Here is a 15457-nt window from a genome sequence, read left to right as displayed (position 1 = left end):
CGGACCGCCCGGGGCAAGGACGACGCCCACGTCCCGGCCGCCCGAGTTCCGCCCGCCGACCGCATCCTGCCCACCCGAGCCCCAGCCACCGCCGACCTCCTCCTCACCCGAGCCCCAGCCACCGCCTGCCTCCGGACGGCCGGGGCCCAGCCACCGCCCGCCTCCGGACGGCCGGGGCCCGGGCCGCCCCGACGGCACGGCTGCCCGCGGCCACGGCGCCTTTGCGGGCGCCGCGACCAGCCACCGCCCGCCTCCGGACCGCCCGAACCGCGGACGACGCCCACGTCCCCGCCCCCCAGTTCCGTTCGCCGGCCACCTCCGCACCGCACGGGCCCCGGCCGTCACCCGCCCGCTGCTCATGGGCGCCGCGGTCGTCGTCGGCCTGTCGGCCGCTCGAGTTCCGGTCGGTGTTTGTCCTTCGGCTTGGCGAGCCGGCGTGTCGGCCCACCGGGGGTCCAGGGGGCGGAGTCCCCACGGGGTCAGTCGGTCGACGTCGCCTTCAGGGCGAGCCACAGCTCCATCCGCACGTCGGGGTCGTCCAGCGAGCGCCCCAGGATCTCCTCGACCCGCCGCATCCGGTACCGCAGCGTATGCCGGTGCACCCCCAGGTCCGCCGCGGCCGCGTCCCACTGCCCGTGCCGCGACAGCCACGCCCGCAGCGAGGCGACCAGATCCCCCCGCCCCGTCGCGTCGTGCTCGTGCAGCGCCCGCAGCAACCCGTCCGCGAACGCCTTCACCGCATCGTCGGCCAGCAACGGCAGCACGGACCCGGCGGCCAGCTGCTCATGCTCCACGAGCACCCGCCCGCGCCGCCGCGCCACCGACAACGCCTGCTCGGCCTGCTTGTACGCCGCCGCCGCGGCGATCGGTCCGGCCGGCGCGGACAGGCCGACGACCAGCTCGTACTCGTCCGCACCCGCCTGCTCGGGCACCGCCCGCGCCGCCTCCAGCGCGGCCGCGTACGTCGCGCAGGCGGCCACCGCCGCACCCCCGTCCGCGGCGAGCACCACCAGCCGCTCCCCCTCGGGCACGACCAGCACGGCCTCCCCGGAGCGTGCGGCGGCGGACTCCACGGTCTCGGCGAGACCACCCAGCGGATCACCGCCGGTGCCGGCGACGGCGAGCGCGACGGAGGCGCCCGGGCCCGGCTTGACGGCAGCCACCGGCACGCGCGCGTGGGCATCCGGGTGCGCCCGCGCGGCCGCCCCGGACGCCGACTCGGCGACGATCACCCGGAAGGGAGCGTCCAGCAGCGCCCCGTACAGGTCCCCGGCGACGGCCCGGGCGTGGTCGGGTTCCCCGGCGAGCAACATGCGCAGCACCGCCGTACCGATCCGCTGCTCGGCCGCGTGCAGGGAACGGGAGCGTTCGGTGGTCAGGGTGAGCAGCGCGATCGCGGAGTGGACGGCGTACCGCTCGGCGGTGCCGGGAGCGGCGGCCGTGCCCACGGCGAGCGCCGCCCGCGGCCGCCGTCCCGTGCCCAGGGAGTGCAGCTCGACCCGGTCCTCGTGGTCGGGTCCGCCGACGACCGAGGACGCCGGGGCGGGGCGCTCCCGCAGCCGTTGGACATCGGCGGTGAGGCGGGCGGCCCGCCGGCCGGCCCACTCCGGCGCGGCGGCGACGACGGCGCCCGAGGCGTCGTAGAGCGCCGCCCAGCCGTCGACCTGTCCGGCGAGCGCGGTGAGCAGGCCCTCGGGCCCGGAGGTGAGGGCCTGCTTGGTCAGCTCGCGCTGGGCGGCGAAGCCGGCCGTGACCGCCCGGTACTGGTCAGCGGCGATCGCCGCGGACACGGCCTTGCTGATGGCGAGGAAGGGGGTGCGGCGGGGCACCTCCAGCAGCGGCAGCCCCTCCTCCTGGGCGGCGTCGACGAGGGCCTTGGGGATCTCCTCGTAGTTGACGCCGACGGCGAAGCCGAGCCCGACGACGCCCGCGCCGACCAGCCGCCGCACATACCGCCGCATGGCTTCCGGATCCTCCGCGTCCAGCTTCAGCGCGGTGATCAGCAGCAGTTCACCGCCCTCCATATAAGGGACGGGATCGGCCAGCTCGCTGACGTGCGCCCAGCGGACGGGCACGTCGAGGCGGTCCTCGCCCGCGCGCACGGTCAGCTTGAGCGCGGAGTGGTGGACGAGCGAGGCGAGGGTCGGGGGCATGAGGCCTTCACGGTGAGGGGGTGTTTCCGGTGATCACGGTGATCTTTTGGCCGCCGCGTATGAACGGCCTACGCCGATTCTGCCTCACCGTACGGTCACCCGCTGGCGCCCGCGCCTCACCCCCGCAGATCCACCAGCAAGGGCGGCGCGTGCTCCCCCTGCACGGTCGTCAACGACAACACCGCATGCCCGGGCGGCACCCCGTGCGCCAACTCGGAAGCCGACCACCGCTCCCGCTCCACCTGCCGCACGGTGACGGCCTCCGTCGTCACCGCCTTGCCGGTCACCAGCTTGCGCAAAGCATGGATCGCGCGTGTCATCGGCTGGTCCGCGAACACGGTGTGCCGGGCCACGTCCTGGGTCTCCACCCACTGTGTGCCCCAAGCGTCCGCGAACCGGCTGCCGTCCCATGTGGTGACCCCCGAGAACGCCATACGGCACCCGACGGCCGCGTACAGCGGCCCGTGCAGCGCCTCGGGGATGTCACCGACGGTGCGCAGGGCCAGCACCACACCCGCGTTGCGAGAGCGCAGGCGTTGGATGCGTCGGGCGGACTCGCTCGTCACCGCACCCGTGGCATCGTCCAGGACGAGGCACGCGAAGTGGGCCCGGTCGCCCGCCATCGCCACGGCACCGAACTGCGCGAGCAGCAGCCGCGTGATGAGCCGTGAGGCCTCCTCGTGTCCGCGGTCGGGAAGGTCGATACGGACCCGCAGCGGATGGTGGGCGACAGCGCGCAGCGAAAACGGTCGGGGCCCCCCTTGGCCCGCGCCGAAGAACTCGGCGAACGCCGGCCGGTCCAGCACGGCGAGCCGGTCGGCGAGGACCGGGCCGGGATCGCCCGCGCTGCCCGCCTGCCGGGCGCGTGCATCCAGTTCACGGCGCATCGCCGTGTGCTCGTCCGCCGAGAGCGCCGCACGTAGCGCGGACAGGGCCGACGACTCGCCTTCCAGAAGCTCCCGCAGCACGGGCAGCGTCGGGAAGCGTCCGTACGCCGCCCGGTAGGGGCCGAGGAGCTGGGCAAGCGCCGTGACAGCCCGCTGTCCGCTCACTGTGTCCAGGTCGCCGACCAGCCCCTCCGCCAGGAAGGCGGCAGCTTCATCCGGGTCACCGGAGTCCGCGTACGGGTCGAGATCGTGGACGGACGTGGGGTCTCCCAGGCGTACGACGACGTCGTAGGCGGAGTCGGGGCCGAGCGGTGTGCCGGCCGCGCAGACGGCGACGACGGCGCACCGTCCGGCGAGGGCTTGCAGGCCGAGGGACTCAACGACGGGCTGGATCAGATAGCGGGTCTTGCCAGAGCCCGAAGGTCCCACGGCCAGCAGCGAGGTGCCGAGGGTGTCGGGTCCGAGAGCCGCTCCTGCGCCGCCGTAGGCGAGCGGGGTGCGGTCCCCCACCGCCCACTGCCCGATGTGCACCTGCCCTGCGAGCAGATCGTGCCGGGCGACGCGACCTGGCAGATCACGGGCGCCGGAGGGATGGGTCCACGCGGCGGCGCCCTCACGCAGCACCGTATCGGTGAAGGACGAGAGCCGCGCCCGGGCACGGGCCATCGTCCACATGTGGCCGATCCTGGCACAGTCCACATCATTCATCCGGCCGGCGTGCACCTCTGCGGCGAGCACGTCCGCGGCCTGGTGCTGACCGGCCTCCCGCAGCTCGGGCCACTGCGACGGCCGCCGGTCGACGGCCGGCGGTGCGGCCTGGACCGCCTGAGCCCGTCCGCGCGCGGCCAGCGCCTCCTTCGCGAGGGGCCACCAGCCTCCGATCCGGGCGAACGGCCACAGCACCAGCAGGGTGATGAGCGCGTACAGCCCATTCGTCAGCGGCTCCGACGCGAACACGCCGTAGTCGCCGGTGATCAGAACGATGAGGGAGAACAACGGATCCTGCACCGGCAGGGCGTCCCAGCCGATGCCGAAGGTGCCGGGGAAGACGAACGCCAACGCGATGAGTGCGCCCAGGGCGGCGATCAGGGCACGAGCGGGCTGCGCGCGTCGGGTGACGACGTGCCTGACGATGTCGGACCAACTGCCCAGGCGCGCCATGGCGAAGACGAGGATCCCGAAGGCCACGCCGTCGGCGACGGTGATGGCCTCAGCGCCTTGGTAACCCTTCGGCGACGTGGTCCCGGCCCACCACCAGTCGTCCGGTGTGAGCAGCTTCAGGACTGCCCACTGATAAGGGATGCTGCCGTGCCGCCACAGTGACCACAGCAGCAGTCCCACTGCCAAGGGGACGAAGAAGCCGACGACGGTGACGGGCGCCAGGCGCTGTTCCTGGCGTGCGCCCTTGGGCAGGCGGTAGCCGCACCGCCAGATGCCGGGCTCGACGATCGGGCGCGGCTCATCGAGCCAGTCGGCGACGGGCGAGGGGGGATGCGGGGTGTGTGGCACGTACGAGGGGTGCACATGGGAAGGCGCCACATCGGGTGCCCGCGTCGGCCGCGGTGGCACGGCGGAGCCGCCGTACGGCGTCGTGGGCGCGCCCCGGGAGACGGCGGGCATGTCCGTCGGGTCCGCCGGGCGCGGGACCGGGTTCGCGTGTGTGCCGCGTGCGTCCCGGGTGCCGTCGCTGTCCATCCGTCCTGCCCCCTGACCAGCCGTTCCGTCCACCATCAGCGAGCCAATCTAACGCCCCCGCAAGGGGAGTTCACCGCTTACGCGGCCGTAAGGGCCTGCCGACCGGGCGAACCCCGGCCACCCTGCTATGTCCACGGCGGACAACCGGAGCCGCCGAAAACGCCCACATGGAGCATGCCCACCCCGCGCACCCGGCCCTAGCCTGCGAAGAAGGATAGGTAAGCGTCCGAGAACGCACCGCCCGGAACAGCCCGGGACCGCCCGGTACGCAAGATCATCAGGGAGCCCCCATGACCGCACTTCCGCAGGAGCGCCGCGTCGTCACCGCCATCCCCGGCCCGAAGTCGCAGGAGCTGCAGGCCCGCCGTACCGCCGTGGTCGCCCAGGGCGTGGGTTCCGTGCTGCCGGTCTTCACCGCGCGTGCGGGCGGCGGGATCATCGAGGACGTCGACGGGAACCGGCTCATCGACTTCGGTTCCGGTATCGCGGTGACGAGCGTGGGCGCGTCCGCCGAGGCCGTCGTCCGCCGGGCCTCCGCCCAGCTGGCCGACTTCACCCACACCTGTTTCATGGTCACGCCGTACGAGGGCTACGTGGAGGTCGCCGAGGCCCTCGCGGAGCTGACCCCGGGTGACCACGCCAAGAAGTCCGCTCTGTTCAACTCGGGCGCCGAGGCCGTCGAGAACGCCGTCAAGATCGCGCGCGCGTACACCAAGCGGCAGGCCGTGGTCGTGTTCGACCACGGGTACCACGGGCGCACCAACCTCACCATGGCGCTCACCGCCAAGAACATGCCGTACAAGCACGGGTTCGGGCCGTTCGCGCCCGAGGTCTACCGGGTGCCCGTCGCGTACGCGTACCGCTGGCCGACCGGTCCGGAGAACGCCGGCCCCGAGGCCGCCAAGCAGGCCATCGACCAGATCACCAAGCAGGTCGGCCCCGACAACGTCGCCGCGATCATCATCGAGCCGGTCCTCGGTGAGGGCGGCTTCATCGAGCCGGCCAAGGGCTTCCTGCCGGAGATCGTGAAGTTCGCCAACGACAACGGCATCGTCTTCGTCGCCGACGAGATCCAGTCCGGCTTCTGCCGTACCGGCCAGTGGTTCGCGTGCGAGGACGAGGGCATCGTCCCGGACCTGATCACCACCGCCAAGGGCATCGCCGGTGGTCTGCCGCTGGCCGCCGTGACCGGTCGCGCCGAGATCATGGACGCCGCGCACGCCGGTGGCCTGGGCGGTACCTACGGCGGCAACCCGGTGGCCTGCGCCGGTGCGCTCGGCGCCATCGAGACGATGAAGGAGCTGGACCTCAACGGCAGGGCCAAGCGCATCGAGGAGATCATGAAGGGTCGCCTCACCGCCATGGCCGAGAAGTTCGACGTCATCGGTGACGTCCGCGGCCGTGGCGCGATGATCGCCATCGAGCTGGTCAAGGACCGCGGCACCAAGGAGCCGAACCCGGAGGCCACCGCCGCGCTCGCCAAGGCCTGCCACGCCGAGGGCCTGCTGGTGCTCACCTGTGGCACCTACGGCAACGTGCTGCGCTTCCTGCCGCCGCTGGTCATCGGCGAGGACCTGCTGAACGAGGGCCTCGACATCATCGAGCAGGCCTTTTCGCGCATCTGAGCGACTGGTCCGCACCTGTGACGGGTGCCTGCGGCAGGCCGTGTGAAGAAGGTGTGCGGGGTGGATGACGGGACGCGATTCGGTCTGCCCAAGCGCCTCGGCCTGCCGTAGGTTCTACCGAGATGAGAGATACACCCCGCCCACAGGGGACTGTGGGCGACCTCAGGCCGGGGCCTCCCCAGCTTCGACCTGGTCGTGCCCTCGCGCACACAACCGGCGCCTGACGCCGGGATCTCCTCACCGATCGGACGGTCGCCGCCCCAAACCCCCCGGGGCGTGCGACGTTCCGATCCGGACGGCCGCCTCGGAACCACCCCCCCGTTCCGGGGCGGCCGACCTCCTTCCGGCGGACCTCAGCCGTCCCCCGCACAGCCGGACCTGCGAAGCTGGGCCCGTGTCGACCTCAGCCCGCCGCTCCCTGCTCCTCGGCGTCCCGGCCGTCCTCTTCGCGCTGATCACCTGGCAGGTCGTCGTCCACGGCCCGCTCCTGCGCCTGGACGCCCGCCTCAGCCGGGCCCTGGTCCATCCGGACCGGTTCTCCGAACTGCTCTCCGACCTCGGCAACATCCAGGTCGCCGTCCCCGTGCTCGCCGTGGTCCTCGGGTACGCGGCGTGGCGGGGACGGGGCACCGGTATGGACCGGTGGTGGCTGCCGCCCGTCGCCGCGGCCGTCCTGACGGCGCTGGTCCCGGCGGTCGTCGTACCGGTCAAGGACTGGACCGCGCGGCCGGGGACCCCCGTGGTGCCCCCGGCCGTCGGCTACTTCCCGTCGGGTCATACGGCGACGGCCGCGATCGCGTACGGCTCCGCGACCCTGCTCCTGCTGTCCTGGCTCCGCTCGCCCACCGCCCGCCGGATCCTGGTGGCCGCGTGCGTGGCCCTGGTCCTCGCGGTGTCCTACGGCCTGGTCCGCCGGGGCTGGCACTGGCCGCTGGACGTGGTGGCCAGCTGGTGCCTGTGCACGGTGCTGCTGGCCGTCCTGTCCCTCGTGCTCAGCCGAAGTAGGCGTCGAAGGTCTTCTGGAACTCCCAGTTCGAGTAGCGGTCCCAGTTCACCGACCAGGTCATCAGACCACGCAGAGCGGGCCAGGTCCCGTGGGTCGCGTACGAGCCGCAGTTCGTCCTCTTCGTCAGGCAGTCCAGGGTCTTGGTGACCTCGGAGGGAGCCACGTGGCCGTTGCCCGCGTTCGTCGACGCCGGCATGCCGATGGCGACCTGGTCGGGGCGCAGCGGCGGGAAGACGTTGGTGGCGTCGCCCGCGACCGGGAAGCCGGTGAGGAGCATGTCGGTCATGGCGATGTGGAAGTCGGCGCCGCCCATGGAGTGGTACTGGTTGTCCAGACCCATGATCGGTCCCGAGTTGTAGTCCTGGACGTGCAGCAGGGTGAGGTCGTCGCGCAGGGCGTGGATGACCGGGAGGTACGCCCCGCAGCGCGGGTCCTGGCCGCCCCACTTGCCGGTGCCGTAGTACTGGTAGCCGTTCTGCACGAAGAAGGTCTCGGGTGCCATCGTCAGCACGAACTTCGCGCCGTACTGGGCCTTCAGGGTCTTCAGCGCCGAGATGAGGTTGACGATCACGGGCGTCGTGGGGTTCTTGAAGTCCGTGTCGTTCGCGTTCAGGGACAGCGAGTGACCCTCGAAGTCGATGTCGAGGCCGTCGAGGCCGTACTCGTCGATGATCCTCGAGACGGAGGAGACGAAGGTGTCCCGCGCGGCCGTCGTGGTCAGCTGGACCTGGCCGTTCTGGCCGCCGATCGAGATCAGCACCTTCTTGCCGGCCGCCTGCTTGGCCTTGATCGCGGCCTTGAAGTCGGCGTCGCTCTCAACGTTCGGGCACTCGGTGACCGGGCAGCGGTGGAAGCGGATGTCGCCGGAGGTGGTCGAGGTGGGCTCGCCGAAGGCCAGGTCGATGATGTCCCAGCTGTCGGGGACGTCCGCGAGGCGGGTGTGGCCGGAGCCGTTGGCGAAGCTCGCGTGGAGGTAGCCGACGAGGGCGTGGGCGGGCAGGTCGGCGGAGCCGCCACCGCTGCCGGTGCCGGTCGTCGCCGTCACGACCGCGGACTTCGCGGACTCGCCGGCGTCGTTGCTCGCGGTGACCTGGAAGCCGTACGCGGTCGAGGCCGCGAGGCCGGTGACGGTCGCCGACGTACCGCTCACGGTCTGGACCCTGGCCCCGTCGCGGTAGACGGCGTAGCTCGTGGCGCCGGTGACCGCCGACCAGGACAGGGCGACGGAGGACGAGGTGACGGCGGTGGTCCTCAGGCCGGTGGGCGCGGCGGGCGGCTGTCCGGTGCCGCTGCCGCCGGGGCCGACCAGGGAGATGTCGTCGGCGTGGTAGGCGCCGGTGCCGTACCAGCCGTGGGTGTAGATGGTGACCTTGGTGGTCGTGGCGCCGGTACGGAAGGTGGTGCTCAGCTTCTGCCAGTCCGGGGCGGACTGGGTCCAGGTGGAGACGTCGGTGGTGCCGGTGCCGTTCGCGCCGAGGTAGACGTAGGAGCCGCGGACGTAGCCGGTCAGGGTGTACTGGGCGTCGGGCTGGACGGTCACCGTCTGCGCGCACTGGGCGTTGTCGCTGCCGGCCGGGGTGGCCTGCAGCGCGGAAGTCCCGCTGTGCACGGGCGAGCTCACCGTGGTACCGGCCGTGCAGGTCCAGCCGGTCAGACCGGACTCGAAGCCGCCGTTGCGGCTGACGTCCGCGTCGGCCGCACGGGCGGCCGACGAGAGCGCGGTGATACCGGGCACGGCCAGCAGCGCGGCCGTGAGCAGGGCGAGGACGGTTCTGGGGCGTCTGGCGCCGTGAGCGCGTCGGGCGCGTTCCACAAAGGCCTCCGGCGAGGGGGGAGTTGGAGGGGTGGAGCGCCCTCAATTTGGTCCAGACCAATCCTCTTGTCAAGGTGTCCCGGCGCTACCCGCCCTCATCACTCGCCCTGACACGGGCCGGCCCGGCCGCCGCCTCGTGCAGGGCCAGCTCCAGCAGCGCGGGATCGGTCAGCGTGCCCGAGCCGTCCGGCGGGACCAGCCAGCGCACCCCCCGGCTCGCCCGGCCCGGGTGCGGTACGACGATCCAGGTGCCGGATCCGGCGGTACGGATGCCGGTGCCGAGCCAGCGGGCCGCGGTGCCGGGCGGCACGAAGAACCCGACCCGGCTGTCGCCGAAGTCGACGAGCACCGGGCCGGGCCGGCCGAGGACGCGGGTGAGTACGTCCAGGGTCGGGTAGCCGAGGTCGCCCGGCAGGATCAGGACGTCCCAGGCCTTGCCGGCGGGCAGCAGGGCGACCCCGAGGGGGTTTCGCTCCCATTCCCAGCGGCAGGCGTCGGGGTCCGGTGCGACGGATGCCAGCCATTCGACCGCCGTCTTCGCCCCAGTCATGAGTAGGCCTCCCTTTCTCTCACGGACGCGGTGGCGTCACGGAGAGAGAGGGAGGCCTTGCTGCCGGCATTACGCGGGTTCCACCCCCTCTTTCGAGTGAGCCGACCCACACCGCCCGCGGAGTGGTCAGCTGTCGAAGCCCAGCCCCAGCCGGTCCATCGTCCGCAGCCACAGGTTGCGGCGGCCGCCGTGCGCGTCCGCCTGGGCCAGGGACCACTTGGTGAGGGCGATACCCGTCCAGGTGAAGGGCTCCGGCGGGAACGGCAGCGGCTTCTTGCGGACCATCTCCAGCTCGGTCCGCTCGGTGCGCTCCCCGTCCAGCAGGTCCAGCATCACGTCCGCGCCGAAGCGGGTCGCGCCGACGCCGAGGCCGGTGTAGCCCGCCGCGTACGCGACCTTCCCCTGGTGCGCGGTGCCGAAGAACGCCGAGAAGCGGGAGCAGGTGTCGATCGCGCCGCCCCAGGCGTGGGTGAAGCGGACGCCCTCCAGCTGCGGGAAGCAGGCGAAGAAGTGGCCCGCGAGCTTGGCGTACGTCTCCGGCCGGTCGTCGTACTCGGCGCGCACCCGGCCCCCGTAGGGGTAGATCGCGTCGTAGCCGCCCCACAGGACGCGGTTGTCCGCGGACAGCCGGAAGTAGTGGAACTGGTTGGCGCTGTCCCCCAGCCCCTGCCGGTTCTTCCAGCCGATCTCCGCCAGCTGGTCCGCGCTCAGCGGCTCGGTCATCAGCGCGTAGTCGTAGACCGGGACGGTGTAGGAGCGCACGCGGCGCAGCAGGCTCGGGAAGATGTTCGTACCGAGCGCGACCCTGCGGGCGCGGACCGCGCCGTACGGCGTGCGTACGGCCATGCCGGCGCCGTACTGCTTCAGGGTCAGCGCGGGCGTGTGCTCGTACACCCGCACGCCCAGCTCCGTGCACGCCCGTTTCAGGCCCCACGCCAGCTTCGCCGGGTGCAGCATCGCCACGCCCCTGCGGTCCCACAGGCCCGCCTCGAAGGTGGGCGAGTTCACCTGCTCGCGCACGGCATCCGCGTCCAGGAACTCGATGCCGTCCGCGAGGCCCTTCTCCGTCAACTCCCGGTGCCAGTCCCGCAGTTCCCAGGCCTGGTAGGTCTCGGTGGCGACATCGATCTCGCCGGTGCGCTCGAAGTCGCAGTCGAGGCCGTACCGGGCGATCGCGGCCTCGATCTCGTCGAGGTTGCGCCGGCCCAGCTCCTCCAGCGTGTGGATCTCGTCGGGCCAGCGGGTGAGCCCGTTGGGCAGCCCGTGGGTGAGGGAGGCGGCGCAGAAGCCGCCGTTGCGGCCGGAGGCGGCCCAGCCCACCTCGCGGCCTTCCAGCAGGACCACCTCGCGCTGCGGGTCGCGCTCCTTGGCGTTGAGCGCGGTCCACAGTCCGCTGTAGCCGCCGCCGACGACCAGCAGATCGCAGGTCTCGGTGCCGGTGAGGGCGGGCTCGGCGGGTGGCTTGCCGGGGTCTTCCAGCCAGTACGGGACCGGCTGGGCTTCGGAAAGAGAGGAGATCCAGTTGTCTTTGCCACGGCTCATGGCGCTTGGGGCCATGATTTCAACTCCCTACAGGGGCTTATGCCTTTTGCTTGTTACGGCGATTGGTGATGACCATCGAGGTCAGGACGAACAGCACGGCGACGAGGAACATGGCCGTGCCGATCACGTTGATCTGCACGGGCGTTCCGCGCTGCGCCGAACCCCACACGAACATGGGGAACGTGACGGTCGAGCCGGCGTTGAAATTGGTGATGATGAAATCGTCGAAGGACAGCGCGAACGAGAGCAGCGCGCCCGCGGCGATACCCGGCGCCGCGATGGGCAGGGTGACCCGCAGGAAGGTCTGCACCGGGCCGGCGTACAGGTCCCGCGCGGCCTCCTCCAGTCGCGCGTCCATCGACATCACGCGGGCCTTGACGGCGGTGACGACGAAGCTGAGGCAGAACATGATGTGGGCGATCAGGATCGTCCAGAAGCCCAGCGGGGCACCCATGTTGAGGAACAGGGTGAGCAGCGAGGCGGCCATGACGACCTCGGGCATCGCCATCGGCAGGAAGATCAGCGAGTTGACGGCACCGCGCGCGCGGAAGCGGTAGCGGACCAGCGCGAAAGCGATCATCGTGCCGAGGAGTGTGGCGCCCATCGTCGCCCACACGGCGATCTGGAGGCTGATGGACAGTGAGCCGCACATGTCGGCGACGCCGCACGGGTCCTTCCAGGCGTCCGTCGAGAACTGCTGCCATTCGTAGTTGAAGCGTCCCTTCGGTTTGTTGAAGGAGAACACCGTGACGATGACGTTCGGCAGGAGCAGGTAGGCGAGGGTGACAAGGCCGGCGATGATGACGAGATGGCGCTTGAGCCAGGTGACGAAGGGCATTTAGACCAGATCCTCCGTCCCGGAGCGGCGGATGTAGATCGTGACCATGGCCAGGATCGCGGCCATGAGGATGAAGGAGAGGGCGGCCGCCGTCGGATAGTCCAGAATCCGCAGGAACTGTGTCTGGATGACGTTGCCGATCATGCGGGTGTCGGCGGAGCCGAGGAGTTCGGCGTTGACGTAGTCGCCGGCCGCGGGGATGAAGGTCAGCAGCGTGCCGGAGACCACGCCCGGCATCGACAGCGGGAAGGTGACCTTGCGGAAGGTGGTCCACGGCTTGGCGTACAGGTCGCCGGCCGCCTCGTGCAGCCGCCCGTCGATCCGCTCCAGCGAGGTGTACAGGGGCAGGATCATGAACGGCAGGAAGTTGTACGTCAGGCCGCAGACGACCGCGAGGGGGGTAGCCAGCACCCGGTCGCCGGCCGTCCAGCCGATCCAGCTGGTGAGGTCCAGGATGTGCAGCGAGTTCAGCGTCTGCACGACCAGGCCGTTGTCCGCGAGGATCGTCTTCCACGCCAGGGTGCGGATCAGGAAGCTGGTGAAGAACGGGGCGATCACCAGGATCATGATCAGGTTCTTCCAGCGGCCCGCGCGGAAGGCGATCATGTAGGCCAGCGGATAGCCGAGCAGCAGGCACAGGATCGTCGCGGAGGCCGCGTAGAGCACCGAGCGCAGGAACTGCGGCCAGTACTCGGCGAGCGCGTCCCAGTAGGTCGCGAAGTGCCAGGTGACCTTGTAGCCCTCCTCCAGGGAGCCCTGCTGGACGGAGGTGGAGGCCTGGTAGATCATCGGCAGCGCGAAGAAGACGATCAGCCACAGCATGCCGGGCAGCAGCAGCCAGTACGGGGTGAACCGGCCGCGCTTGCGCGGGGGCTTCTTCTCCGGCGCGGCGGGACTGAGAGGCGGGGGCGCCTCGGTGAGCGTCGACATGTCTATGCGGCCTCTTCCTCGACGGTCTCCACACCGGCGTCGATGTCCTGGGCCGCGTCCAGGCCGAAGGTGTGGGCCGGGCTCCAGTGCAGGACGACGTCGGCGCCGCGGACGAGCCGGCCGTCCCGCTCGACGTTCTGCACGTACACCGCGAGTTCGTCACAGACCGGGCTGTCGATGACGTACTGCGTGGAGACACCGATGAAACTCGCGTCGGCGATCTTGCCGGTGAGGCGGTTACGGCCTTCGGGGATCGAGCCCGCGTCGTCGGCGTGCGTGAGCGAGATCTTCTCCGGGCGGATGCCGACCAGCACCCTGCCGCCGGCCGTCGTCGGGGCGGAACAGCGGGCCTCGGGAAGCACCAGCTTGCCGCCGCCCGCCTTGAGCACGATGTCGTCGCCGCTCTTCGTGTCGACCTCGGCCTCGATGAGGTTGGAGGTACCGAGGAAGTTCGCGACGAACGTCGTCCGCGGGTTCTCGTACAGGTCGGTGGGCGAGCCGAGCTGCTCCACGCGCCCCGCGTTCATCACGGCGACCGTGTCGGCCATGGTCATGGCCTCCTCCTGGTCGTGCGTGACGTGGACGAAGGTGATGCCGACCTCGGTCTGGATGCGCTTGAGCTCCAGCTGCATCTGGCGGCGCAGTTTGAGGTCGAGGGCGCCGAGCGGCTCGTCGAGGAGCAGCACCTTGGGGTGGTTGATCAGCGCACGGGCCACGGCGACACGCTGCTGCTGGCCACCGGAGAGCTGGTGCGGCTTCTTACGCGCCTGCTCGCCCAGCTGGACCAGCTCGAGCATCTCCTCCACCTGCTTCTTCACGCTCTTGATGCCGCGCCGGCGCAGGCCGAAGGCGACGTTCTCGAAGATGTCCAGGTGCGGGAAGAGGGCATAGGACTGGAACACCGTGTTGACCGGCCGCTTGTACGGCGGCAGGTGCGTGACGTCCTGGTCGCCGAGGCGCACGGTCCCCGAGGAGGGCTCCTCCAGTCCCGCGATCATGCGCAGGGTGGTGGTCTTGCCGCAGCCGGAGGCGCCGAGCAGGGCGAAGAAGGAGCCCTGCGGCACGGTCAGGTCCAGCGGGTGCACGGCGGTGAAGGCGCCGTAGGTCTTGGAGATGCCGGAGAGGCGGACGTCGCCGCTGTTGTCTGGTGTCGTCTTCATCGTCGTCACGCCCCTGTGAGCTTCGCGAACTTCTCTTCGTAGGCCGTCTCTTCCTTCTGGCTCAGGGAGCGGAAGGCATGGGACTTCGCCTGCATGGCCTTGTCGGGAACGATCAGCGGATTGTTCGCCGCGTCCTTGTCGATCTTCGCAAGGTAGGGCTTCACGCCGTCGACCGGCGTCACGTAGTTGATGTAGGCGGCGAGCGCGGCGGCCGGCTCGGGCTCGTAGTAGAAGTCGATGAGCCGCTCGGCGTTCGTCTTGTGACGCGCCTTGTTGGGAACGCACATGTTGTCGGTCGACGTCATGTATCCGCTGTCCGGGATGACGAAGTCCACGTCCGGGCTGTCCGCCTTGAGTTGGACCACGTCACCGGCCCAGGCGACGCAGGCCGCGAAGTCGCCCTTGGTGAGGTCGGACGTGTAGTCGTTGCCGGTGAAGCGGCGGATCTGCCCCTTGTCGACGGCCTTCTGGAGGCGGGCGATCACCGCGTCGAAGTCGTCGTCGGTGAACTTCCCCGGGTCCTTGCCCATGTCGAGCATGGTCATGCCGATGGAGTCGCGCATCTCCGACAGGAAGCCGACGCGGCCCTTGAGCTTGGGGTTGTCGAGCAGGTCGGAGACCGACTTCACCTCGATGCCGTCCAGCGCCTTCTTGTTGTAGGCGATGACGGTGGAGATGCCCTGCCAGGGGTACGAGTACGCCCGCCCGGGGTCCCAGTCGGGGTTGCGGAACTGGGGCGAGAGGTTGGTGTAGGCGTGCGGCAGGTTGGACGGGTCCAGCTTCTGCACCCAGCCGAGGCGGATCAGCCGGGCGGCCAGCCAGTCGGTGAGGACGATGATGTCGCGGCCGGTGTCCTGGCCCGCGGCGAGCTGCGGCTTGATCTTGCCGAAGAACTCGTTGTTGTCGTTGATGTCCTCGGTGTAGTTGACCGTGATGCCGGTCCGCCTGCGGAAGGTGTCGAGCGTCGGGTGGTGCTTGCCCTTGTCGTCGACGTCGATGTACTCGGTCCAGTTGGAGAAGTTCACCTTCTTCTCCTGGGCCGAGTGGTCCTCCGCGGAGGTGCCGCCCTGCGTCTTGCCCGCCGCGGGGATCCCGCAGGCGCTCAGCGCCCCGAGTCCGCCGATCGCGAGCGCGCCGCCCGCGGAGGCCCGCAGCAGCGAGCGGCGGGTCATGGCGGCCCTGCCGTTGCGCAGACTGCGCCGCATGGCGGCCACTTGGGCCGGGGTCAGGCGGTCGGGCTCGTACTGCTCCATGCGCG

Annotated in this window: 10 protein-coding genes and 1 pseudogene; 2 read left to right on the top strand and 9 right to left on the bottom strand. The window is 70.9% G+C overall.

Annotated elements, in window-relative coordinates; genetic code table 11:
* Nucleotides 1-479: 479 nt before the first annotated feature.
* Nucleotides 480-2153 (bottom strand): PucR family transcriptional regulator, encoded by a 1674-nt coding sequence (locus ACGFRF_RS31305; RefSeq protein ID WP_393745698.1) that lies wholly within the window; start codon nucleotides 2151-2153, stop codon nucleotides 480-482.
* Between the two features lie 116 nt (nucleotides 2154-2269).
* The gene (locus ACGFRF_RS31300; RefSeq protein ID WP_393745696.1) at nucleotides 2270-4735 is read right to left on the bottom strand and encodes an ATP/GTP-binding protein; all 2466 of its coding nucleotides are present in this window, start codon (nucleotides 4733-4735) and stop codon (nucleotides 2270-2272) included.
* Between the two features lie 290 nt (nucleotides 4736-5025).
* Here ACGFRF_RS31300 and gabT point away from each other — a divergent pair, with 290 nt between their 5' ends.
* Nucleotides 5026-6360 carry a 4-aminobutyrate--2-oxoglutarate transaminase gene (gabT, locus tag ACGFRF_RS31295; protein WP_393745694.1) on the top strand — a complete coding sequence of 445 codons (1335 nt, stop codon included), beginning with the start codon at nucleotides 5026-5028 and terminating at the stop codon, nucleotides 6358-6360.
* Nucleotides 6361-6424: 64 nt separating this feature from the next.
* Nucleotides 6425-7300 (top strand): annotated as a pseudogene (locus ACGFRF_RS31290) (phosphatase PAP2 family protein); the annotation flags it as partial.
* Nucleotides 7301-7352: 52 nt separating this feature from the next.
* On the opposite strand, the gene ACGFRF_RS31285 reads toward ACGFRF_RS31290, so the two are convergent.
* From ACGFRF_RS31285 to ACGFRF_RS31255, 7 genes are all read right to left on the bottom strand, one after another.
* Nucleotides 7353-9179 (bottom strand): chitinase, encoded by a 1827-nt coding sequence (locus ACGFRF_RS31285; protein WP_393745692.1) that lies wholly within the window; start codon nucleotides 9177-9179, stop codon nucleotides 7353-7355.
* 85 nt (nucleotides 9180-9264) lie between these two features.
* Nucleotides 9265-9729 carry a hypothetical protein gene (locus tag ACGFRF_RS31280; protein ID WP_393745690.1) on the bottom strand — a complete coding sequence of 155 codons (465 nt, stop codon included), beginning with the start codon at nucleotides 9727-9729 and terminating at the stop codon, nucleotides 9265-9267.
* A gap of 126 nt (nucleotides 9730-9855) precedes the next feature.
* Complete coding sequence (locus tag ACGFRF_RS31275) at nucleotides 9856-11286, bottom strand: NAD(P)/FAD-dependent oxidoreductase (RefSeq protein WP_393745688.1); 1431 nt, start codon at nucleotides 11284-11286, stop codon at nucleotides 9856-9858.
* A 22-nt stretch (nucleotides 11287-11308) separates the two neighbouring features.
* Nucleotides 11309-12109, bottom strand: coding sequence for an ABC transporter permease (locus ACGFRF_RS31270; RefSeq protein ID WP_393745686.1), 801 nt, complete (start codon nucleotides 12107-12109; stop codon nucleotides 11309-11311).
* On the bottom strand, nucleotides 12110-13039 hold the full coding sequence (locus ACGFRF_RS31265) for an ABC transporter permease (RefSeq protein ID WP_393745684.1): 930 nt from the start codon (nucleotides 13037-13039) through the stop codon (nucleotides 12110-12112).
* Nucleotides 13040-13041: 2 nt separating this feature from the next.
* Nucleotides 13042-14208 (bottom strand): ABC transporter ATP-binding protein, encoded by a 1167-nt coding sequence (locus tag ACGFRF_RS31260; protein ID WP_393745682.1) that lies wholly within the window; start codon nucleotides 14206-14208, stop codon nucleotides 13042-13044.
* A complete protein-coding gene (locus tag ACGFRF_RS31255) occupies nucleotides 14205-15452 on the bottom strand; it encodes a spermidine/putrescine ABC transporter substrate-binding protein (protein WP_393745680.1) in 1248 nt (415 codons plus the stop codon). Before ACGFRF_RS31255 ends, ACGFRF_RS31260 begins: the two co-directional genes overlap by 4 nt.
* Nucleotides 15453-15457: the final 5 nt, after the last annotated feature.

Origin of the sequence: Streptomyces sp. NPDC048521 (genome assembly GCF_043199855.1) — a bacterium.
GTDB lineage: Bacteria > Actinomycetota > Actinomycetes > Streptomycetales > Streptomycetaceae > Streptomyces.
The sequence above is the reverse complement of the archived record's forward strand: the minus strand, read 5'-3'. Positions and strand labels throughout refer to the sequence as shown.